The organism is Streptomyces sp. NPDC088554 (assembly GCF_044752945.1).
In the GTDB taxonomy this organism is placed as follows: Bacteria; Actinomycetota; Actinomycetes; order Streptomycetales; family Streptomycetaceae; genus Streptomyces.
The window spans coordinates 79,978-100,960 of record NZ_JBIVMF010000004.1 but is presented as its reverse complement, the minus strand read 5'-3'; the positions used below and the strand labels follow the sequence as shown (position 1 = coordinate 100,960).

Below are 20,983 nucleotides of genomic sequence, written 5' to 3'. Positions count from 1 at the left end.
TCCGTCTGTCGCGGCTCACATCGTGGCACGGGCGGGGCAGGGGGTGTTCCCCCCTCTCGGGTGTCGGTCCGGTAACGGACGTGGCCGCCGTTGCCCGGTGTGCGCGGGAGAGGTGTGCCGGGTGGACGGGTTGTTCCGGACGGATGCGTTATGGGGGATGTGTTCCGGGCGGACGGGTGCGTGGCCGCTGTGTTCTTGACACCGGGAAAGGTCCGGGCCAAGCTCTGGCCTGGTCTGAACCAACACTCGTGAGGGCGGCACGATGACCACACTCGTATCCCATACGGACACCCTCACCCGTGACGCGCTCGCCGTCCTCCAGCCGGGCTTCCTCGGCACCACCGCCCCGGACTGGCTGCTGCGCCGGCTCGGTGAGGGGCTCACCTCGGTCGGGCTGTTCGGCCGCAACATCGACACCCCCGAGCGGCTCGCCGCGCTCACCGCGCGGCTGCGGGCGGAGCGGGGCGAGGTCCTGGTAGCGATCGACGAGGAGGGCGGCGATGTCACCCGTCTGGAGGTGCGCCACGGCTCCTCCTTCCCGGGGAACCGCGCGCTCGGGGCCGTCGACGACCTCGACCTCACCCGGGCCGTCGCCCGTGAGCTGGGCGGACGGCTGGCGGCGTGTGGGGTCAACCTCAACTGGGCGCCGTCCGCCGATGTGAACTCCAACGACGACAATCCGGTGATCGGGGTACGGTCCTTCGGCGCCGATCCGGAGCTGGTGGCCCGGCACACCGCCGCCTATGTCGAGGGCCTCCAGAGCGTCGGGGTCGCCGCCTGTGTGAAGCACTTCCCCGGCCATGGCGACACCGCCGTGGACTCGCACCACTCGCTGCCCAGGATCGATGCGGACCTGGACACCGTGCACGCCCGCGACCTGCTGCCCTTCCGTGCCGCCATCGCCGCCGGTGCCCGGTCGGTGATGAGCGCGCACATTCTGCTGCCCGTGCTCGACCCGGACCGCCCGGCGACCCTCAGCGGGCGGATCCTCACCGGTCTGCTCCGTGCGGAGCTGGGCTTCCGGGGGCCGATCGTCACCGATGGCATCGAGATGCGGGCCATCGCCTCGACGTACGGGATCGAGCGCGGCTCCGTCCTCGCCATCGCCGCGGGCGCCGACGCGATCTGTGTCGGCGGCGGTCTGGCGGACGAGGGCACCGTGCTCCGGCTGCGCGACGCGCTGGTGGCGGCGGTACGGAGCGGCGAGCTCCCCGAGGAACGGCTGGCCGACGCGGCCGCGCGGGTGCGCGGACTCGCCGGCTGGACGCTGCGGGCCGGGGGCGCACCGGGGTCGGGCGCGGCGGTGCGGGAGGAGGCCGAGTCCGGCCCCGCGGTCGGGCTGGTGGCCGCCCGCCGTGCCGTACGGGTGACGGGGACGGCCGGACCGCTCACCCGGCCGCCGTACGTCGCGGCCTTCACCCCCGTCGCGAACCCGGCGGTGGGGGACGAGACCCCGTGGGGCGTCACGGCGGAGCTGGCGCGCCTGCTCCCGGGGACCGCGACGGGTTCGTACAGCGGCTCCGTGATGGCGGACAGCGAGCCGGCGGCGCTGGCGGCGGCGGTGCTGGCGGCGGCGGGGGACCGTACGGTCGTCGCCGTCGTGCGCGACGTCCACCGCCACCCGGGGATGGCCAGGGCCCTGGACGCGCTGCTGGCCGCGCGGCCCGGGACGGTCGTGGTGGAGATGGGCGTGAACGCGGCGGAGCCGAGGGGTGCCCTGCACATCGCGACGCACGGCGCGGCGCGGGTGTGCGGCCGGGCGGCGGCGGAGGTCATCGCGGGCCGGGGCGCCCGCACCTTTCGTACCACCCCGTAGGGGCTCTCCCGTACGGACTGTCCCCTGAGGGATCTCCCGTGCGGAGTCTCCCGTACGGGTCAGATGCCCTGCCAGTCCGGCTTGGAGGCGAAGGTGGCGCGGAAGTAGTCGGCGAGCTTCAGCCGGGAGGCGGCCGCCTCGTCCACGACGACCGTGGCGTGCGGGTGCAGCTGGAGCGCGGAGGCCGGGACCAGCGCGGCGACCGGGCCCTCGACGGCCTGCGCCACGGCCTCGGCCTTGCCCTCGCCGGTGGCCAGCAGCACCAGATGGCGGGCCTCCAGGATGGTGCCTATGCCCTGGGTGATCACATGGTGCGGCACCTCCTCGGGGCTGTCGAAGAAGCGCGCGTTGTCCGCACGGGTCTGCCGGGTCAGCGTCTTGATACGGGTGCGGGAGGCCAGCGAGGAACAGGGCTCGTTGAAGCCGATGTGGCCGTCCGTGCCGATGCCCAGCAGCTGGAGATCGACCCCGCCCGCCTCGGCCAGCGCCCGGTCGTACGCCTCGCAGGCGGCCTGGACGTCGGCGGCGCTGCCGTCCGGCCCCATGAAGGCGCTCTCGCTCAGCCCCAGCGGCTCGACCACCTCGCGCAGCACGACCGAGCGGTACGACTCGGGGTGGCCGGGGGGCAGTCCCACGTACTCGTCGAGCTGGGCGATCCTGGCGCCGGAGATGTCCACCGCGCCGGAGCGGACCAGGGCCGTCAGCGCCCGGTAGACCGGGATCGGGGTCGAGCCCGTGGCCACCCCGAGCAGGGCGTCGGGGCGGTGGCGCAGCAGCGTGGCGATGCTGTCCGCGATGAGCGCGCCACCCGCCGCGGCGTCCTTGACGATGACAACTTCCACGCTGGGACCTGCCGATCTGAAGAGAACTCCGAAAATCTCACTATGTGGTATAGACCAATTCTAGCAGGGGGGTTCGTCCCGTCAGGGGCCCGCCGGTGGCCCGTTGCCGAACCGCGGGGGAACATCCGGGGTGGGTCCGGTGGCGGGGCCGTGGCCGACCGGGAGAGCGGCTGAGAGGTTGTCGGGCTCGGGCCGGCCGCGGGCCGGGTCACCCGCGGGCCGCGGCGCCGTGACGGGACCCTCGGCCCGTCCGGCACCGCAGCCCGGAATGCTCGGCCGGCGGGGTGCGGTCCCGCGCGGCCGTGGGAGAGGTCCTGTCGCAGTCAGGGCAGAGAGCGGCCGGACCTCGTCCGCCCTCCTGTGCGGGGAGGACGGAGACTCTGGCGGCCCGACGCGCACGGAGAGGAAGCGCGAGTGAAGACACGTCCGCGCACGGAGAAGAGGCACGAGTGCGGACCCGCGCAAGACGTGGATCAGGCCGTTGTCACTTCATTGTGGACCGGGCTGTTCTGTCGTGTCCACGCGTACCGCGACCCTATTTCCCCGGAGCCCCCGGGAACAGGTCCTGGCCCTTCCGGGTTCCGGAACACGGGCCACCCGCGGGTACGCTCGCGGGTGTGCCCTCCATGAACGACCTCGTCCGCCAGCACACAGCCCTCGGTGAATCCGACCTGGAGTGGCTGCATCTGCTGGTCTCGGAGTGGCAGTTGCTCTCCGACCTCTCCTTCGCCGACCTCGTCCTGTGGGTCCCCACCCGGGATGGCACGCGCTATGTGTCCGTCGCCCAGATGCGGCCCAACACCGGACCCACCTCCTATCAGGACGACATGGTCGGCCATCTCGTTCCCCGGGGCCGCAGACCGCTGTTGGACGCGGCGCTGGACGAGGGGCGCATCGTCAGGGAGGGCGACCCCGAGTGGCGTGAGGAGGTTCCCGTACGGGTCGAGTCCATCCCCGTACGGCGTGAGGGCAGGGTCCTCGGGGTCATCGCCCGCAACACCAACCTGCTCACCGTCCGCACCCCCAGCCGGCTGGAGCTGACCTACCTCCAGTCCGCCTCCGACCTGGCCCAGATGATCGCCGCCGGATCCTTCCCCTTCCCCGGTCAGCAGGTCGACATGGACGCCTCCCCGCGCGCCGGGGACGGGCTGATCCGGCTCGACGCCGACGGTATCGTCCAGTACGCGAGCCCCAACGCGCTCTCCGCGTATCACCGGCTGGGACTCGCGTCCGACCTGGTGGGACACCACCTCGGCCGCACCACCGACGAACTGGCGCCCTCCCGGGGGCCGGTGGACGAGGCCATCGTCAAGCTGGCCAGCGGTTACGCACCCCGCGAGACCGAGGTCGAGGGGGGCGACGGGGTCATCCAGCTGCGGATCATCCCGCTCAAGCCCAAGGGCGTCCGCATCGGCTCGCTGGTGCTGCTCCACGATGTGACGGAACTCCGCCGCCGCGAGCGGGAGCTGATCACGAAGGACGCCACCATCCGGGAGATCCACCACCGGGTGAAGAACAACCTCCAGACGGTCGCCGCGCTGCTGCGTCTCCAGGCCCGGCGGATGGATTCGGAGCAGGGCCGGGAGGCGCTCAACGAGGCCGTCCGGCGCGTCGGTTCCATCGCGATCGTCCATGAGACGCTGTCTCAGAATCTGGATGAGCGGGTCGAGTTCGACGAGATCGCCGACCGGGTGCTGGCGATGGTCTCGGAGATCTCGCCGGGCACGGTCGTCTGCCGCCGTACTGGCCGGTTCGGCATTCTTGACGCCGAGGTGGCCACCCCGCTCTCGATGGTCCTCACCGAGATCCTCCAGAACGCCCTGGAGCACGCCTTCGTGCCGGGGGAGCAGGGCCGGGTCGATGTCTCGGCCGTACGCGGCGAGGAGCCCCGGATCCGGCGCGGGAGGAGCATGCCCTCCGACACCCGGCTGATGATCACCGTCCAGGACGACGGGCGCGGGCTGCCCGAGGGGTTCGACCCGCAGCGCGGCGGGAACCTCGGGCTCCAGATCGTCCGGACCCTGGTGGAGGGCGAGTTGGGCGGCACCTTCGACATGGTCCCGGCGCCCGGCCGGGGCACCCGGGTGATGCTGGACATCCCGGTGAAGCCACAGAAGTAGCGCGGAATCCGCACAAGCCGCAGCCCCGGAGCCCGGAGAAGCCCGGAGAGCCGAGGCCCGGCGGACAGCAACGAGCCCCGGGCCGTGGTGACGGCCCGGGGCTCGGTTCGAAGCTCACTTTGCGATGCGCATCGGGGGGTACTGCGCGCTGCGGTTCGGGGGCGGGACCATGCGTACACGCTGTACGCTCCGCCGACCAGGCGTGGTGGGGGTGGGCTCAGGCGGTCGCGTTACGCGCCCGGTTGCGAGCGGCACGGCGCTTCATGGCGCGGCGCTCGTCCTCGCTGAGGCCTCCCCAAACACCCGAGTCCTGGCCGGACTCAAGTGCCCACTGCAGACACTGCTCCATGACGGGGCAGCGACGGCAGACGGCCTTGGCTTCCTCGATCTGCAGCAGCGCAGGACCGGTGTTGCCGATGGGGAAGAACAGCTCGGGGTCTTCCTCGCGGCAAACGGCGTTGTGACGCCAGTCCATGGCTGCTACCTCTCTTGTGTATGACATGCGGGTTGCTTGTGAATGTGAACGCTTTCACGAATCCCCCGACAAGGGAAGGGCCGACTGCCAGCGGACTGGTGTGGTCCTTGTGTTCGAGGAGGGGTTCTTGCTCTCAGGGAGGCCGGTGTTGCGGGCCGTCCCGATCGCCATGTAGAGATTCGCAAACCTCGGCGGCGGATACAACCCCTTCTGGAAAGTTTTTTTGGATTCCTCGGTGTCGACTAGGTCACAGCCGTACTTCCATGGGGTGGATGCCAGGCTAAACGTTCGAGTGAAAGGAGTTTGCCTCCTTCTACTCACACAATCACACGCAGTGCACGACGAACGCCTGTGAACGTCACGCTCGTGCGCAGTCCCAGATGGTCTCCGTCCATCTGGAAGGGCAGGGGCGCCTTGGAATGCAAGGTGAAGTCGGTCAGATCGTGAAGGGATACGGCGTGCCGCCCGTGAGGGCCCTGATCGGGGGTCGAGGCGAGCAATTGGGTCCCGTATCTGACCGCTGCGGATGTCGACATCCTGGTCAGTCCGAGGACATCGAGCGCCGTGTCGAAGGAGGCTCTCGGAGACGCGTACAGCGGACGATTGCCCAGGTAGGTATAGGGAGAGGTGTTGCAGATTATGGAGAGCACGAGATCTTCGACCGGGGCCTGGCCGGGCCGGTCGAGGGTGATCATTCCGTGCCGGCGGTGCGGCTCCTCCATGAACTGACGCACGACCTGACGCACATAGAGGGCGTGCGTCGAGCGTTTCCCGCGCTCCCGGTGCTGTTCGACTCTTCCGACCACTCCGGCGTCGAAGCCGAACCCCGCGTTGAAGGTGAACCAGCGCGCCGGAACCGACTCGTCGTCCGTGCCGGGGGTGCCGGCCGCCAGTCCCAGGCCGACCGTACGGTCGCTCCGCAGGGCGAGCGCGTCCAGAATGGCGCCGGTCGCCTCCACGGCGTCATTGGGCAGCCCGAGCGCGCGCGCGAAGACATTGGTCGAGCCGCCGGGGACGACCGCGAGCCGGGGCAGTCGGTCCGGGTCGGGCCCGTTGTGCAGCAGGCCGTTCACGACCTCGTTGACCGTGCCGTCCCCGCCGAGCGCCACGACCAGCTCGATATCGTCCGAATCGGCGGCCCGTCTTCCCAGGTCGCGGGCGTGCCCCCGGTATTCGGTGGTCACCGCCTCCAGCTTCATCTCGCTGGCCAGCGCGTGAATGAGTACATCGCGGGTGCGGGCACTGGTGGTGGTTGCTGCCGGATTGACCACGAGGAGTGCGCGCATACCAAGCAGATTACCGGCCCGGCGGAGACCCGGTCGCCGCCGGGACAGCGGGGCCTACCTCGTGGTACGCGCCAAGGCGGTGGTTACCCTGCACAGGTGAGCAGCAGCGAGCGGACCACCCCCGCATCCACCCCGGAACCCGCCCCAGGACCGCGTCCCGCCCGGCTGACGGCCGCCGCGGCCGTCTGCGGGCTCGAAGCCCTGGCATTGATCGTCGGCGGTCTGTACCTGCTGGTGATGGGGTTGCTCGGGAGCCCCGACAGCCCGCAGCAGGCCGAGACGGGCGGGGTCACCCTGATCGCGCTCGGCGCCATCCCGCTGCTCGCCGCCCGGGGACTGCTGCTCCGCCGGAGCTGGAGCCGGGGGCCCGCGCTGATCACCCAGATCATCGCGCTGCCGGTCGCCTACACGCTGCTGACCTCGACCGGCGGACTGATCCCCGTCGGCATCGTGCTCGCGGCCGTCGCCGTCACGGGACTGGTCCTGATCGTCAACGCGGCGACCACCGAGGCCCTGGGTATCCGGGGCCCCGGCGGCGCGTAGCGCTCACGTACGCACACGCGCTTGCCGTACACACGCTTCTCGCGCCCGTACGGACGCGGTCTACTCCTCCACCAGCAGGCGTTCGCGCAGCTGCGCGAGCGTGCGGGCCAGGAGGCGGGAGACGTGCATCTGGGAGATGCCGACCTCCTGCGCGATCTGCGACTGGGTCATATTGCCGAAGAAGCGGAGCAGTAGGATCCGCTTCTCTCGTGGCGGCAGATCCTCCAGCAGCGGCTTGAGCGACTCGCGGTACTCGACGCCCTCCAGCGCCTCGTCCTCCGAGCCCAGGGTGTCGGCGACCGCCGGGGACTCGTCGTCCGTGTCGGGGACGTCCAGGGACAGCGTGGAGTACGCGTTGGCGGACTCCAGCCCCTCCAGGACCTCTTCCTCCGAGATGCCCAGCCGCTCCGCCAGCTCATGGACCGTGGGCGATCTGCCGTGCTGCTGCGAGAGCTCGGCTGTGGCCGTCGTCAGGGAGAGCCGCAGCTCCTGGAGGCGGCGCGGGACCCGTACGGCCCAGCCCTTGTCCCGGAAGTGCCGCTTGATCTCGCCGACGACCGTCGGGGTCGCGTACGTCGAGAACTCGACCCCGCGCTCCGGGTCGAACCGGTCGACCGACTTGATCAGGCCGATGGTCGCGACCTGGGTCAGATCGTCCAGCGGCTCGCCCCGGTTGCGGAAGCGGCGCGCGAGATGCTCGACCAGCGGCAGATGCATCCGCACCAGCTGATTGCGCAGCTCCGCCTTCTCGGGCGAGCCGTCCGGCAGCTTGCCCAGCTCGATGAACATCGCCCGCGCCGCGCTGCGGTCGTGCGGATCGTGGTGCTGCCGGTTCTGCTCGCTCATAAAGGCCGCCCGCTCTGCCCGCGCCTGCTCCGCCCCGGCCGTCCGGCCGACCGGTCCGTCTTCCGGGGCGCCGTCCTCCGGATGGGGACGGGCCTGCTGCTCGGGGATGCCCGCAGGGGCGCGCACGGGCTCCGCCGGAGCTTCGTGCCCTCCCCGCGGTTCCTCTGGGATGCGCCCTTCGTCACGCACCGGACCGTCCCCGTTCCTCACGCCGGCCCGGGTCCCGCGCCGCGCTGTTTGTAGAGACTGATCGTGACCGTACGGTCCTCGGCGACCGTCGAGTCCACCTTGCCCGCCAGTGCCGAGAGCACTGTCCAGGCGAAGGTGTCGCGCTCCGGCGCGCGCCCGTCGGTGGTGGGGGCCGAGACGATCACTTCGAGTGAGTCCTCGACAAGGCGGAAGACGCAGCTGAGGACGGAGCCGGGCACGGCCTGCTGGAGCAGGATCGCGCAGGCCTCGTCCACCGCGATGCGGAGGTCCTCGATCTCGTCGAGAGTGAAGTCCAAACGCGCCGCGAGACCGGCCGTGGCCGTACGCAGCACGGACAGATAGGCACCCGCAGCGGGCAGCCGGACTTCCACGAAGTCCTGGGTCCCGGGCTCACCTGCGATCTGGGACACCCTCACCTCCAAGGTGGCACAAGCTCTTCAGGGCTCCGGGACAGGGAATGTCCAGGAGCCTCGCGGTACGTGTCGTTACGTAGCCGGTCTGGACTGGCGACGCTATCGCGATCCATGGTGCTGTGTCGCCGGGACCCCCGACACCGTACGTCACTCATCGTAGATGTATGGCCACGGAAAGTCGACAGAGGGTCGCGACGGTCAATTGCGAAGAAGCGGCGGATGGTTGACGTACCCAGCCCTCACACGATCGAACCGTCCACGAAGCACCATCGCCAGCTCTCTCCCGGTTCGAAGCTCCGCATCACCGCGTGCCCCGTCTCCTCGAAGTGGAGCGTGGCGTGCCGGTACGGCGAGGAGTCGCAGCAGCCCACCGCGCCGCAGACCAGGCAGAGTCGCAGCTGAACGGGGTGGCTGCCGGCCGCCAGACACGCGGTGCAGGTGGCGCTCCGCGGGGCGGGTTCGGGGCGCGGCAGTTCCGTGATGTGGGGGCACTCGCTCATGATGACCAAGATTACGACGCGCGCGGACGGGCGCGGACGGGCGCGGATGGGCGTGAACGGGTGCGGACAGGCGCGGACGGGTCGCGAACGCGGGTGAGGGCAGCGTTGTGAGGACGGTGTGATGGACGTATTTCCACTGGTCGGACTGGTGGCGGGCAGCGCGGTGATCGCCGGGGCGGCCCGCAGGACACCCGTGGCCGCGCCGCTGCTGCTGGTGACCGCGGGCCTGATCGCCGCGTACGTACCGGGGGTGCCCGAGTACGCGCTCGACCCGCACATCGTGCTGCCGCTGCTGCTGCCGCCCCTGCTCTACACGGCGGCGGTGGACAGCTCGTACCTCGACCTGCGCGCGCACGCGCGGCCCATCGCGCTGCTGTCGGTGGGGTACGTCCTGTTCGCGACCCTGGCGGTGGGCTGGCTGGTCCATCTGCTGGTGCCCGGTCTGCCGCTGACCGCCGCCCTGGTGCTGGGCGCGGTCGTCGCGCCGCCGGACGCGGTGGCGGCCACCGCCATCGCCCGCAGACTGGGGCTGCCGAGCCGCATCACCACCATCCTCCAGGGCGAGTCGCTGCTCAACGACGCGACCGCGATCACCGCGTTCAAGGTCGCGCTGGCCGCCGCGGTGGGCGCGGGCGCCGGCTGGGGCTCCGGGTCGGCGGAGTTCGCGCTGGCCTCGGTCGGCGGGGTCGGGATCGGGCTGGTGCTGATGGTGCCGCTGCACTGGCTGCGCACCCGGCTGACCGAGGCGCTGCTCCAGAACACGCTGTCGTTGCTCATCCCCTTCGTCGCCTACGCGGCGGCCGAAGCGGTGGGCGCGTCCGGGGTGCTGGCGGTCGTGGTGGTCGCGCTCCATCTGGGACACCGCTCCTGGCAGGTGGATTTCGAGACCCGGTTGCAGGAGGCCGCCGTCTGGCGGATGGTCGCCTTCGTCCTGGAATCGGTCGTCTTCGCGCTGATCGGACTGCAACTGCCGCTCGTACTGCGGGGGCTCGGGGAGTACGGGGGCGGGCAGGCGCTGCTCTACGCGGTGGGGATCTTCGTGGCCGTCGTGGTGGTCAGGTTCGTCTGGGTCTTCCCCGCGACCTTCCTGCCGCGCGCCCTGTCCGCCCGGATCAGGGAGCGCGAGCCGGACACCGACAGGACCGCGCCGCTGATCGTCGGCTGGGCCGGGATGCGCGGGGTGGTGTCGCTGGCCATCGCGTTCTCGATCCCGCTGACCACGCATGACGGCGAACCCTTCCCCGGGCGCGACCTCATCCTGTTCCTGACCTTCGTCACCGTGATCGGCACCCTGGTCGTCCAGGGGCTCACCCTGCCCGCGCTGATCCGGCTGCTCAAGGTGGCGGGCCCCGACCGGCAGGCCAGGACCCTGGCCGAGGCGCAGGCGCAGAGCGAGGCGTCCACGGCCGCGGAACGGCGGCTGGACGAGCTGCTGGCCGACGAGCGCAACGCGCTGCCGAAGCCGCTGGCCGACCGGCTGCGCACCGGACTGGAGCGCCGCCGCAACGCGGTCTGGGAGCGGCTCGGGGCGGTCAACGAGGTGACGGGGGAGTCGGCGGACGAGACCTACCGGCGGCTGTCGCGGGAGATGATCGAGGCGGAGCGCGCGGTCTTCGTGGAGCTGCGGGACGGGCGGCGGATCGACGACGAGATGATGCGGACGCTGCTGCGCCGACTGGACCTGGAGGAGGCGGCGGTGTACCGGGAGGAGGGCTGAGGGGCGCGGCGCGGTTACGAGGGCGCCGGGCCGCCGGTGCTCTCCGGCTCGGGGCCGCCCGTGATGACCGCGACGACGGCGGTGTCCGGGGCGAAGGCGCCCTCCGCCGCCAGCTCCGTCAGTCCGTACAGCATTTTGGCGACATAGAGACGTTCCACCGCCAGCCCGTGGCGCTCCCCGAACTCCGTGGCGAAGGCGTCGAGCGCGGTGGAGGTACGGGCGAAGCCGCCGAAGTGGAAGCGGTCGTCCAGGCGCCAGTCACCGGCGGGGCCCCCGAAGGCGGCGCGCTGGAGGTCACGTATCTCCTTGTCGAGAAACCCGCCTCTCAGTACGGGGAACCCCAGCGCGCGCTGGCCGGGCCCGAGTCCGGCGGCGAGTCCGGCCAGGGTCCCGCCCGTACCGCAGGCGACGGCGACCGTCGCGGCCGTGCCGCGCAGTTCCCGGCCGAGGTCCGCGCAGCCCCGGGCGGCGAGCGTGTTGCTGCCGCCCTCGGGGACCACGTACACCGTGTCCGGCTCCAGCCCCGCCCCGGCGAGCAGCGCGGCCACGACGGCGGGCTCCGCCTTGCGGCGGTAGGTGGCGCGGTCCACGTACCGCAGCCGCATCCCGTCGGCCGCGCACCGGGCGAGCGACGGGTTGAGCGGGCGGTCGGCCAGCTCCTGTCCGCGGACGACGCCGACGGTGGCGAAGCCGAGCAGCCGGCCCGCGGCGGCGGTCGCGCGCAGATGGTTGGAGTACGCGCCGCCGAAGGTCACCAGCGTGCGCCGGCCGGCGGCCTTCGCCGCATGGAGGTTCGGGGCGAGTTTGCGCCATTTGTTGCCGGACAGATCGGGATGGATCAGGTCATCTCGCTTGAGCAGCAGCCGTACGCCGTGCCGGGCGAAGCGCTCGTCCTCGACCGGCCGCAGCGGCGACGGGAGCCGGGGCCGCAGGGCGTCGAGGCCGAGCGCTTCGTGGGAGGTCATCTCTCCATTGTCCGGGCTCGGCGGGGGCGGGGCGGCCGGGGGCGGTCAGGGGGAGGCGCTACTTGAGGCGGTCCCGGACGCGCTCGCGCATCGCGGCCATGGTGAAGCCGCGCGGGTCGGGTTTGCCCGGCTGCCACTCCAGATGGCCGATGACGGAGGGCGCGCCCCAGCCGTGGTGCCGGCAGATCGCGGCGGCCGCGCGTTCGATCGCGTCGAGCTGGACCTCGGGCCAGGGGTCCTTGCCGTCGCCGAGGTTCTCGCACTCGAAGCCGTAGAAGTGCGGGTTCCCGTCGGTGTTGGCCGAGTGGGCCGGGGGGAGCCGCTTCTCGGCGGCGACGGCCGCGAGGACGTCGCCGTCGCCGAGCCCGGCGTGGTTGGTGCGGCCGTAGCCGACGAGGTGGACCTTGCCGTCCTTGGCGATGACGCCGTGGCACAGCGGGCCGGGGAGGGCCGCGTAACCGTCCTTGCAGATACGGACGGTGGCGTCGGTTCCCTTGGTGACGGTGTGATGGATCATCACGCCGTTGACGGGTCCCCAAACGCCTTTGTGATTTCGATTATGCGTTCGCCAATCGCCCACTTGAACGACTGTCAGCCCTTCATTCTTCAGTGCGTTGAGAAAGCTGCTCGCGGACATGGGTGGGGCCATGGCCGACTCCTTTCGATGATGATCATGTGGGGGAATGGTGTGTATCGATGGAGAGCCGATCCCGACAGTTTGTCTTCGTAATGCGCTGCGGGGATGAACTTCCGCGTGTTGTGCCCCGTTTCACGCGTTCCATTCCCACTCGTTTGTGTAATGGCGTCTTTACGCCAAGTGATGGAACCATTCTTCTCGTAGGGCAGCAGCTGATCGAATAGCTCAAGAGTTCGAGGGGAAATTTCATGTCGGTTGGTAACGAGGTCCGCGCAGTGCAGCCGCCGCCCCAGCAGAGTCTGGGAACGGATGCCGCACGGAACCTGGCGACCACCACCAAGTCGGCACCGCAGATGCAGGAGATCACCTCGCGGTGGCTGCTGCGGATGCTGCCGTGGGTCCAGGTGCAGGGCGGTACGTACCGGGTGAACCGCCGCCTCAGCTACGCCGTGGGCGACGGGCGGGTGACCTTCGTACAGACGGCGGACCGCGTCGCGGTCATCCCCGCCGAGCTGGGCGAACTGCCCGCGCTGCGGGGGTACGAGGAGGAGCCGGTCCTCGCCGAGCTGGCGCGCCGCTGCGAGCAGCGGGAGTTCGCGGCGGGCCAGGTGATGGCCGTGTCCGGCGACGCGGCCGACGAGGTCTTCCTGCTGGCGCACGGCAGGGTGGAGAAGCTGGGGGAGGGCCCTTACGGGGACGACGCGGTGCTCGAAGTCCTCGCCGACGGTTCGTACTTCGGCGAGCAGGCCCTGGTGGATGGGGAGGCCACCTGGGCCTACACCGCACGCGCGGCGACGGCCTGCACCGTGCTGGTGCTCTCGCGCCAGGACGTGCGCAACCTCGCGGAGCGCGAGGACTCGCTGCGCGCGCATCTGGAGGCGGTCGCCGCCGTACCGCGGCAGCGGACCAACAAGTACGGCGAGGCGGCGATCGACCTGTCCGCCGGACATGTCGGCGAAGCCGTCGTCCCGCACACGTTCGTGGACTACGAGGGAGCGCCGCGCGAGTACGAACTGAGCGTCGCGCAGACCGTGCTGAAGGTGCACAGCCGGGTCGCGGACCTCTACAACCAGCCGATGAACCAGACCGAGCAGCAGTTGCGGCTCACGGTCGAGGCGCTGCGCGAGCGCCAGGAGCACGAGCTGATCAACCACCGCGAGTTCGGCCTGCTGAACAACTGCGACTACGGCCAGCGGCTCCAGCCGCACGACGGCGCGCCGACCCCGGACGACATGGACGAGCTGCTGTCGCGTCGCCGCGGCTCGAAGCTGTTCCTCGCCCATCCGCGCGCCATCGCCGCCTTCGGCCGCGAGTGCAGCAAGCGTGGGATCTACCCGGACAGCGTGGAGATCGGGGGTCACCACGTGCCGGCCTGGCGCGGGGTGCCGATCTTCCCGAGCAACAAGATCCCGATCTCGGACGCCAGGACGACCTCGATCATCTGCATGCGTACGGGCGAGGCCGAGCAGGGCGTGATCGGTCTCCAGCAGAGCGGCATTCCGGACGAGATCGAGCCGAGCATGTCGGTCCGCTTCATGGGCATCGACGACCAGGCGATCATCTCGTACCTGGTCACGGCCTACTACTCGGCGGCGGTGCTGGTGCCGGACGCCCTCGGTGTGCTGGAGAACGTCGAAGTCGGCCGCTGGAGCTGAGGCACCGGCGCCCCGGGCGGGCTGGTGTGTCCCTACCGCACGGCGGCCCGCCCGGGGCCGTTCCCGTACCTCCCCCTTCACGCGGCAAGAGAGAAGAAGTGACCATGACCACAGTGGATGCCACCACCGAGGGCCATGAGGCAGTGGCCCTGCTGGAGCGCACCCGTATCGCCGTCGATCCCCCGCTGCGGTCCGCCGTCGCGGCGCTGCCCCGCGCCCTGCGGCGGGTCGCCGCGTACCACTTCGGCTGGGAGCACGCCGACGGCGCCCCGGCCTCGGAACCGGCGGGCAAGGTGATCAGGCCGGCGCTCGTGCTCGCGGCGGCGCGGGCACTCGGCGGGGACCCGACGGCCGGGGAGGCGACCCATGCCGTACGGGCGGCTGTCGCCGTGGAGCTGGCCCACAACTTCACCCTGCTCCACGACGACGTGATCGACGAGGACCCGACGCGGCGCCACCGCGCCACCGCCTGGACGGTCTTCGGCGCGCCGGACGCGATCGTCGCGGGCGACGCCATGATGGCGCTCGCCCTGCGGGTGCTCGCCGAGGACCCGCACCCGGCGGCCCCGGCGGCCTCGGCCCGGCTCGCCTCCTGCGTCATCGAGCTGTGCGCGGGCCAGCAGGCCGACTGCGCCTTCGAGGGGCTCGGCCCGCACGAGGTCTCGCTCCCCGAGTGCGTCGCCATGGCGACGGCCAAGACGGGCGCCCTGCTGGGCACGTCGTGCGCCCTCGGCGCGCTGTACGCGGGCGCGGACGACGAACAGGTCGACGCGATGGACGCCTTCGGCCGGGAGGCCGGGCTCGCCTTCCAGCTGATCGACGACCTGATCGGGATCTGGGGCGACCCCGGGCGTACGGGCAAACCGGCGGGCGCCGATCTCGTCGCCCACAAGAAGTCCCTGCCCGTGGTCGCCGCGCTGGCCTCGGGCACCCCGGCGGCCGAGGAGCTGGCCGAGCTGTACCGGGGGCCGATGGACGGTCCCGACGCCGTCCGGCGGGCGGCGTCGGCCGTCGAGCGGGCGGGCGGGCGCGAGTGGGCGCAGCTCCAGGCGGCGGACCGGATGTCCCGGGCGGTCCACCAGCTGTCCCGCGCGGTGCCGGACATCGTGGCGGCGGGGGACCTGCTGGCACTGGCGGAGTTCGTGACACGGCGTACCCACTGATACGGATGTTCGGAACCAACCCTAGGATCTCAGCGTCAAGTTGACGATCAAGGGGAGGGCCGAAGGATGAGTGTACGAATCAGGCGGGCGGGGGAGGCCGACCGGGCGACGCTGGTGCGGCTGCTCGAAGAGGCTTTCTACGACGATCCGGTCTGCCACTGGATCTTTCCCGACCCGCTCCACCGCCGCAAGGTGAACGGCCTGTTCCTCGGGGTGTTCGCCGATATCGCGCTCGCCGAGGGCTGGGTGGACCTGCTGGAGGACGAGTCCGCCATGGCGCTCTGGCTCCATGTGCCCGCGGGGAAGCCCGAGGAGGAGGACAACGGCCCGGCCCTCATGCGGGAGGTCTCCGACCCGGACAACGAGCGGGCCGAGCTGGTCGGACGGCTGACGGGCGAGGCCCATCCGTACGACCGGGCGCACGCGTACCTGCTGATGATCGCGGTCTCCCCGGACCGCCAGGGGGAGGGCCTGGGCCGGGCGCTGATCGAACCCGTACTGGAGCGCTGTGACCGCGACGGCGTCGGGGCCTATCTGGAGGCGAGCAACGCGCGCAGCAGCCGGCTCTACGAGCGGCTCGGGTTCGACTTCATGGAGAAGACCGTGGATCTGCCGGACGGGCCGCAGATGTGGCCCATGTGGCGTGAGCCGCAGGGCGGCTGACCGCGTCCACCTCTGCGGCGGCGCGGACCTCGCGGGCCAACTCGCCGATGAGGTGGATGAGTTGGCCATCAAAGCATATCCGCTGGTCCTCGGCTCGGGCATGCGATGTTCGGGGCCGGCTTCGCCCTGCGTGCGTACAGGCTGGAATCCGTGCGAACCTTTGGGAGCGGGGTGCTCGTCAGGACGTACGCCAGAAAGCGCGACGGTGCGGTGGGCGGCGAGTAGGCCACCCGTGCTGCGGCGGAATCGCCGCCACCGCTAAAGTCCGCGCCATGGAAGCGGAGTCGACTGATTCATGGGCGGGTTGGTATCGGGACCGCCAGGGGGCGGAAGCGATCACCCTCACCGCGGGCGGGCAGCAAGTGCGTACACAGATCAGGGGAGTTGAGTACGAGGGGGCGGATTTCGCCGTTCTTCAGGCGGTGGGCACGGCGGAGGCGGGAGAGGTGCTGTCCTCCTGCGTCATGGAGTGGGACATCCCCCTGCCCGTCAGCTCCGAGGGTACGGTCCAGCAGGCCACGCTGAGCTGTCTGCTGGCGCTGGGGGAGCGGGACTCCGAAGGCCCGGTGGGGCGCGCCGAGTTGAGCCTGACACTGCACTGCGGCGGGGCGGCCTACGCGTCGGGTATCGCGGGCGGCGGCTTCGAGGAGGCGCTCGGCCGGATCCGGCGCCAGCTGCCGACCGATACGGAGCTGGGCGACCGCCCGCTGGTGGGGGTGGCCTGAACCGGCCCCGTCCCTGACCGGCGTCTGACGTTCTGTCACGGCCCGGCCTCGGCGTCTGGGATGAACTGGTGCCCGGCGCATCCGGTATGACCCTGATTCGGCCGTGGTTCGCCCCTGGTCCGAACCTGGTGCGGGCCTTGTTCTGGTGAACCTCCCATTGTTCTATGTGTGAACAATGGGAGGTTGTCGTGAACGCTGCCCGAAACGGTTTTGCGAATGTGCGCCGGCCCCGACGAACGACGCGGGGGCCGCTGACACGCTCTTCCGGGTGGACCCCGCGTCGGCCGTACCGCTCGGCGACCAGATAGCGGCCTCGGTACGCGGCGCCGTCGCCGCCGGAACGGCCGCCCCCGGTGACCGCCTCCCGGCGGCCCGCGCCCTCGCGGGCTCCCTGGACATCAATGTGCACACCGTCCTCCGCGGCTACCAGCGCCTCCGCGAGGAGGGACTGACAGAGCTGCGCCGGGGGCGCGGCGCGGTGGTCGTGGAGCTGCCCGGTGCGCAGGGGCGCGCGCGGCTGCCGCAACGCGTCGGCGAACTGGTCGCCGAGGCGCGTGAGCTGGGCCTGCCGGAGGACGAGGTGGTGAGCCTGGTGCGCGCGGGCCTGGCGCGCCAGCGGCTCATCCGCCCGGCCTGCGCTCGGCCGGCTCCTCCACCCAGCCGCCGTCCACCGCCGGGTTGTCGTCGTACAGGACGAACTCCTCCTCCACATCGGCCGGTTGGAAGCCCGCCCCGACGAGCCCGTCGAGCAGCGCGTCCAGCCGGGCCCGCGCCGCCGGTCTGCCCGCGCCGCGCACCTGCTGGGTGACGGAGCGTTCCTGGACCCCGCCGGGGAGCGCCCGGCGGGCGTCGCGCGAGACATGGGCGGAGTGCCGCTGGACGGCCGTGGTCAGCCGGGTGGTGTCGTACGGGATCGGCAGCCGCAGGGTCACCCGGTGCTCGAAGTGACACCGCGCGGGCAGCGTCGCGGCCTCGGCGTCCGTCTGCGGTACGCCCGTGTTCCACGGGGCCGCCTCCAGTTTGGTCCGTACGACGGTGAATCCGGCCTCCGCCAGCCGCAGGACACACCGCTCGGCGGCGCGCCGCTGTTCGTCCAGGCAGCCGGTGCCGCGCAGGACGAGCGTCGGCCGGGAGGGTGTGCGCCCACGGTCCAGGACGCCGGGGGTGAGCGCGAGGCCGTGGGCGGCGGCCCACTCACCGAGCGGGGCGGCCCGGTCGGGACAGTCGGTCCGTACCGTCAGCCGTGTGGTGAATTCGCCCTCGATGGTGCGGCCGAGACCGTGCTGGGGCGAGGCGCCGATCTCCGTACTGAAGTCCACCGATCGACGTTACCAAGGGGGGCGCGGAAGGCGGGGGAAAGGCCGCCCGGGACGTTTCGGGGCGTCCGTCCCTCCCTGTCGTACCGGTGGCGGGGGAGGCGCCGATCCGTCTTGTCGTACGGGAAGAACCGGTGGTCCGGGCGGGGTGAGGCTGAGCAGGGGCGGGCCCGCAGCCGTATCAGCGGGTAGACACTTAAGGAGCGATTGAGATGGCCCACCGTATGACCGTGCCCGGTCTGTTCCCGCCACCGGACTACGCGCACACCGCGATCGTCGAGACGGGCCGGAGGCTGGCCTTTCTGGCCGGTGCCGTACCGCTCGACGCGGACGGCAAACTCGTCGGTCCCGAGGACTTCGTCGCGCAGACCGAGCAGGTCCTCGCCAATCTGGAGACCGCGTTGAGGGCGATCGGCTGCGGGCTGGGCGATGTCGTGGTGACCACGGTGTCGGTGGTCACGAGCGATCCGGCGGACCTCAGCCGGGTCTGGGAGGTGGTCCGCGCGGGCGGACTGACGCTGGGTCCGCACGCGTCCACGCTGCTCGGGGTCGCGTGCCTGGGATATACCGGCCAGCTCGTCGAGATCACGGCGGTGGCGGAGGTCCCGGAGGTTCCGGAGGGCGCCGGGACGGTCTGACGTACGGCAACGCGGCAACGCCGCCGATGCCCGTTCATGACTGTTTGTGACTGTTCATGACGACAACTCACGTATGGCGATTCCGCGCCGCGCGAACGGGGCCTCACCGTCACCCGGCGCCCGCCCGAAGGGGGAGTGGGATCGGTGTCGACCCCGCCCGGCCGTGTAGCCGTTCTCTCCGACATCCACGGCGTTCTGCCCGCCCTGGAGGCGGTGCTCGCCGAACCCGAGGTGGCCGCGGCCGACCGCATCGTGGTCACCGGCGACATCGCCGCCGGGCCGCAGCCCTCCGAAGTGCTCGACCGGCCGGCCCGGCTGGGCGACCGGGCCGTGCTGATCGGCGGCAACGCCGACCGCGAACTCGTCGAGCTGCGCAGGGGCGTACCGCCCGCCGCCGACACGATCCCCACCCGGGCGGCGGGCCGGCTGCGCGAGGACCGGATCGACCTGCTGGCCGCGCTGCCGGCCACGCGGTATCTGCGGGTGACGGGGGCTGGGCGACGTCCTGTTCTGCCACGCGACCCCGCGCGACGACGAGGAGCTCGTCCTGACCGACCGCGACGGCGAGGAGCTCGTCCCGACCGACCGCGACGACGAGGAGCCGGACGCCTGGGAGGCCGCGTACGACGGGATACGACGGGCGGTCTCGCCGGTGGCGCCGGACGGAGCCGTGGCGGAGTTCCTCCTGCGCGCAGAGGGCGGCCGCGCGTGGTTCCGCTGGAGCGACACGCCGTTCGACGAGGACTCCGAAGACCCTGCGGGGGACGGGGGCAGTCGGTGAAAACGACGGCACCCGGTCCGCTGGGCGGGCCGGGTGCCGTCGTGGGGCCTGGATCGGGGATCAGGCCTTCTTGGTCTCCCAGAAGATCTTGTCGAGCTGGGCGATGTAGTCCAGCGCCTTCTGGCCCGTCGCCGGGTCCGTCGACGCCTTGGCGGCCGAGAGGGCCTTCAGGGTGTCGTTGACCAGCTGGTGCAGCTCCGGGTACTTCTCGAAGTGCGGGGGCTTGAAGTAGTCGCTCCAGAGCACCGAGACATGGTGCTTGGCCAACTCGGCGCGCTGCTCCTTGATGACGGTGGCGCGCGCCTGGAAGTGGATGTCGTCGTTGGCGGCCATCTTGTCCTGGACGGCCTTGGCCGATTCGGCCTCGATGCGGGCCTGGGCGGGGTCGTACACGCCGCAGGGGAGGTCGCAGTGGGCGCTGACCTTCACCTTGGGGGCAAACAGGCGGGAAAGCATGGAGCTGTCCTTCCTCGTGATCGTCTTCTCAGGTGGGACATTACTCCGTGAGAAGCGTCTTTTCGCGGGTGCCCCTGGGGCTTAGGACAAAAGTCCGGGGTCGGTAGGGGACTCGTGACGGAACGTACCGTGGTAACGGGAGGTGACCGGATGGCGGAGCGCGGGAGGGAGCCGAGGGTGTTGCTGGGAATCGCTGAGGTCATGGGCCCGTCCATGTATCCGACGCTCAAACACGGCGATCAGCTCCTGGTGCACTACCGCGCCCCGGTGCGGCCGGGCGATGTGGCGGTGCTGAAGCACCCGTTGCAGCAGGACCTGTTGATCGTGAAGCGGCTGGCGGAGCGGCGCGACGGCGGATGGTGGGTGCTCGGGGACAATCCGGGCGCCGAGGGCGACAGCCGGGTGTTCGGCACGGTGCCCGAGGAGTTGCTGCTCGGCCGGGTCAGGGTGCGCTACCGGCCGCTGGGGGATCAGCGGTCGGCGCGCGCGGTGGTCTCCTGGCTGCTGTCCGCACTGCGGCTCGTACGGGCGGAGCGTTCGGTCTCCAGGCGTTTGCGGGCCCGGTAGGCGGCGACGTTGGCGCGGGTCGCGCAGCGGTCCGAGCAGTAGCGGCGCGACCGGTTGGTGGAGGTGTCGAGATAGGCGTTACGGCACGGCGGAGCCTGGCACAGGCCCAGCCGGTCCACCCCGTACGCCGTCAGATGGAAGGCGAGCCCCATCGCGGCGGTCGCCGCATAGCCCGCCGTGGCGTTGGAGGGGTGCTCCGCGAGGTGCATGTGCCAGCGTGGGTGCCCCTCGTCGTCGAGGAGGTCGTGGCCGGAGACCTGCGGGCTGACCGGGAATTCCAGCAGCAACGAGTTCAGCATGTCCACCGCCCCGGTCGCCTCGCCCTCGTCGGCGGCGGTGAAGACGGCGCGCAGCCGTGACCGTACGGAACGGAAGCGCGGGATGTCCGCTTCCGTGGCGCGCCGGGCCGCCTGGCTGTTCGCGCCGAAGAGGGCACGGACGGCCTCGACCGAGGTCAGGGTGTCCGCGCCGCGGGCCGGTTCCTCGGTGTTGACCAGGCGTACGGCGTAGTCCGAGTAAGAGGCCAGTTCCACCTGTAGTCCTTACGGAAGCGGTCCGGGGTCGGGATCGGCGGAGCCCGTAATGGCTCCTCGCGCTTCTAGGGTATTACGTTCCGTGCGGGTGGCGGCGCCCGGCGTGACGTCCGGCC

The 20,983-nt window shown here is 71.2% G+C and carries 21 protein-coding genes and 3 pseudogenes; 13 read left to right on the top strand and 11 right to left on the bottom strand.

Features of this window, described 5'->3' with window-relative positions:
• Positions 1-262 precede the first annotated feature (262 nt).
• Entirely contained in the window at positions 263-1,816 is a 1,554-nt protein-coding gene (locus ACIP8W_RS06115) for a glycoside hydrolase family 3 protein (RefSeq protein WP_402202119.1), read from the top strand.
• Between the two features lie 59 nt (positions 1,817-1,875).
• Here the strand turns inward: ACIP8W_RS06115 and nagB are convergent, their stop codons facing one another.
• Positions 1,876-2,658: a glucosamine-6-phosphate deaminase gene (gene nagB / locus ACIP8W_RS06110; RefSeq protein ID WP_401946825.1), complete on the bottom strand. Its 783-nt coding sequence runs from the start codon at positions 2,656-2,658 to the stop codon at positions 1,876-1,878.
• 626 nt (positions 2,659-3,284) lie between these two features.
• Here nagB and ACIP8W_RS06105 point away from each other — a divergent pair.
• Complete coding sequence (locus ACIP8W_RS06105) at positions 3,285-4,778, top strand: histidine kinase N-terminal domain-containing protein (protein ID WP_401947418.1); 1,494 nt, start codon at positions 3,285-3,287, stop codon at positions 4,776-4,778.
• A gap of 217 nt (positions 4,779-4,995) precedes the next feature.
• On the opposite strand, the gene ACIP8W_RS06100 is transcribed toward ACIP8W_RS06105, so the two are convergent.
• Together ACIP8W_RS06100 and ACIP8W_RS06095 are read right to left on the bottom strand one after the other, a co-directional pair.
• The gene (locus tag ACIP8W_RS06100; RefSeq protein ID WP_004937597.1) at positions 4,996-5,253 is read right to left on the bottom strand and encodes a WhiB family transcriptional regulator; all 258 of its coding nucleotides are present in this window, start codon (positions 5,251-5,253) and stop codon (positions 4,996-4,998) included.
• A gap of 317 nt (positions 5,254-5,570) precedes the next feature.
• A complete protein-coding gene (locus tag ACIP8W_RS06095; protein WP_401946822.1) occupies positions 5,571-6,539 on the bottom strand; it encodes a diacylglycerol/lipid kinase family protein in 969 nt (322 codons plus the stop codon).
• Between the two features lie 96 nt (positions 6,540-6,635).
• On the opposite strand from ACIP8W_RS06095, the gene ACIP8W_RS06090 reads away from it, so the two are divergent.
• The gene (locus tag ACIP8W_RS06090; RefSeq protein ID WP_401946819.1) at positions 6,636-7,082 is read left to right on the top strand and encodes a hypothetical protein; all 447 of its coding nucleotides are present in this window, start codon (positions 6,636-6,638) and stop codon (positions 7,080-7,082) included.
• 60 nt (positions 7,083-7,142) lie between these two features.
• Here ACIP8W_RS06090 and ACIP8W_RS06085 read toward each other — a convergent pair whose 3' ends face one another.
• From ACIP8W_RS06085 to ACIP8W_RS06075, 3 genes are all read right to left on the bottom strand, one after another.
• Entirely contained in the window at positions 7,143-8,138 is a 996-nt protein-coding gene (locus ACIP8W_RS06085) for an RNA polymerase sigma factor SigF (protein ID WP_401946816.1), read from the bottom strand.
• Entirely contained in the window at positions 8,135-8,548 is a 414-nt protein-coding gene (locus tag ACIP8W_RS06080; RefSeq protein ID WP_114622250.1) for an anti-sigma regulatory factor, read from the bottom strand. Before ACIP8W_RS06080 ends, ACIP8W_RS06085 begins: the two co-directional genes overlap by 4 nt.
• A 242-nt stretch (positions 8,549-8,790) precedes the next feature.
• Positions 8,791-9,051 carry a UBP-type zinc finger domain-containing protein gene (locus tag ACIP8W_RS06075; protein ID WP_401946814.1) on the bottom strand — a complete coding sequence of 87 codons (261 nt, stop codon included), beginning with the start codon at positions 9,049-9,051 and terminating at the stop codon, positions 8,791-8,793.
• A gap of 121 nt (positions 9,052-9,172) precedes the next feature.
• Here ACIP8W_RS06075 and ACIP8W_RS06070 point away from each other — a divergent pair, with 121 nt between their 5' ends.
• Entirely contained in the window at positions 9,173-10,768 is a 1,596-nt protein-coding gene (locus ACIP8W_RS06070) for a Na+/H+ antiporter (RefSeq protein WP_402202116.1), read from the top strand.
• A gap of 14 nt (positions 10,769-10,782) precedes the next feature.
• On the opposite strand, the gene ACIP8W_RS06065 is transcribed toward ACIP8W_RS06070, so the two are convergent.
• Complete coding sequence (locus tag ACIP8W_RS06065) at positions 10,783-11,733, bottom strand: 1-aminocyclopropane-1-carboxylate deaminase/D-cysteine desulfhydrase (protein ID WP_401946808.1); 951 nt, start codon at positions 11,731-11,733, stop codon at positions 10,783-10,785.
• Positions 11,734-11,791: 58 nt separating this feature from the next.
• Positions 11,792-12,382: an N-acetylmuramoyl-L-alanine amidase gene (locus ACIP8W_RS06060; RefSeq protein WP_401946806.1), complete on the bottom strand. Its 591-nt coding sequence runs from the start codon at positions 12,380-12,382 to the stop codon at positions 11,792-11,794.
• Between the two features lie 236 nt (positions 12,383-12,618).
• On the opposite strand from ACIP8W_RS06060, the gene ACIP8W_RS06055 reads away from it, so the two are divergent.
• From ACIP8W_RS06055 to ACIP8W_RS06030, 6 genes and pseudogenes are all read left to right on the top strand, one after another.
• Positions 12,619-14,025, top strand: coding sequence for a family 2B encapsulin nanocompartment shell protein (locus ACIP8W_RS06055; protein ID WP_401946804.1), 1,407 nt, complete (start codon positions 12,619-12,621; stop codon positions 14,023-14,025).
• A 104-nt stretch (positions 14,026-14,129) separates the two neighbouring features.
• Positions 14,130-15,188, top strand: a complete 1,059-nt coding sequence (locus ACIP8W_RS06050) for a family 2 encapsulin nanocompartment cargo protein polyprenyl transferase (protein ID WP_402202114.1) — start codon at positions 14,130-14,132, stop codon at positions 15,186-15,188.
• Positions 15,189-15,254: 66 nt separating this feature from the next.
• Positions 15,255-15,851, top strand: coding sequence for a GNAT family N-acetyltransferase (locus ACIP8W_RS06045; RefSeq protein WP_401946800.1), 597 nt, complete (start codon positions 15,255-15,257; stop codon positions 15,849-15,851).
• A 4-nt stretch (positions 15,852-15,855) separates the two neighbouring features.
• Positions 15,856-16,076: pseudogene (locus tag ACIP8W_RS06040) on the top strand (dihydrofolate reductase); the annotation flags it as partial.
• A gap of 47 nt (positions 16,077-16,123) precedes the next feature.
• Positions 16,124-16,576: a DUF6304 family protein gene (locus ACIP8W_RS06035; protein ID WP_401946797.1), complete on the top strand. Its 453-nt coding sequence runs from the start codon at positions 16,124-16,126 to the stop codon at positions 16,574-16,576.
• A 268-nt stretch (positions 16,577-16,844) separates the two neighbouring features.
• A pseudogene (locus ACIP8W_RS06030) lies at positions 16,845-17,183 on the top strand (GntR family transcriptional regulator); the annotation flags it as partial.
• A gap of 13 nt (positions 17,184-17,196) precedes the next feature.
• Here the strand turns inward: ACIP8W_RS06030 and ACIP8W_RS06025 are convergent.
• Positions 17,197-17,895, bottom strand: a complete 699-nt coding sequence (locus tag ACIP8W_RS06025; protein ID WP_402154591.1) for a hypothetical protein — start codon at positions 17,893-17,895, stop codon at positions 17,197-17,199.
• A 209-nt stretch (positions 17,896-18,104) separates the two neighbouring features.
• Between ACIP8W_RS06025 and ACIP8W_RS06020 the strand changes: the two genes are divergently transcribed.
• Both ACIP8W_RS06020 and ACIP8W_RS06015 read left to right on the top strand, forming a co-directional pair.
• Positions 18,105-18,530, top strand: a complete 426-nt coding sequence (locus ACIP8W_RS06020; RefSeq protein WP_401946793.1) for a RidA family protein — start codon at positions 18,105-18,107, stop codon at positions 18,528-18,530.
• Positions 18,531-18,665: 135 nt separating this feature from the next.
• Positions 18,666-18,830: pseudogene (locus tag ACIP8W_RS06015) on the top strand (metallophosphoesterase family protein); the annotation flags it as partial.
• Between the two features lie 541 nt (positions 18,831-19,371).
• On the opposite strand, the gene sodN reads toward ACIP8W_RS06015, so the two are convergent.
• Complete coding sequence (gene sodN, locus ACIP8W_RS06010) at positions 19,372-19,767, bottom strand: superoxide dismutase, Ni (RefSeq protein ID WP_402202111.1); 396 nt, start codon at positions 19,765-19,767, stop codon at positions 19,372-19,374.
• A gap of 150 nt (positions 19,768-19,917) precedes the next feature.
• Here sodN and sodX point away from each other — a divergent pair, with 150 nt between their 5' ends.
• Positions 19,918-20,334 carry a nickel-type superoxide dismutase maturation protease gene (gene sodX, locus ACIP8W_RS06005; protein WP_401946787.1) on the top strand — a complete coding sequence of 139 codons (417 nt, stop codon included), beginning with the start codon at positions 19,918-19,920 and terminating at the stop codon, positions 20,332-20,334.
• Here the strand turns inward: sodX and ACIP8W_RS06000 are convergent.
• The gene (locus ACIP8W_RS06000; protein WP_401946786.1) at positions 20,238-20,867 is read right to left on the bottom strand and encodes a CGNR zinc finger domain-containing protein; all 630 of its coding nucleotides are present in this window, start codon (positions 20,865-20,867) and stop codon (positions 20,238-20,240) included. The two genes, sodX and ACIP8W_RS06000, sit on opposite strands and share 97 nt — an antisense overlap.
• Positions 20,868-20,983 lie beyond the last annotated feature (116 nt).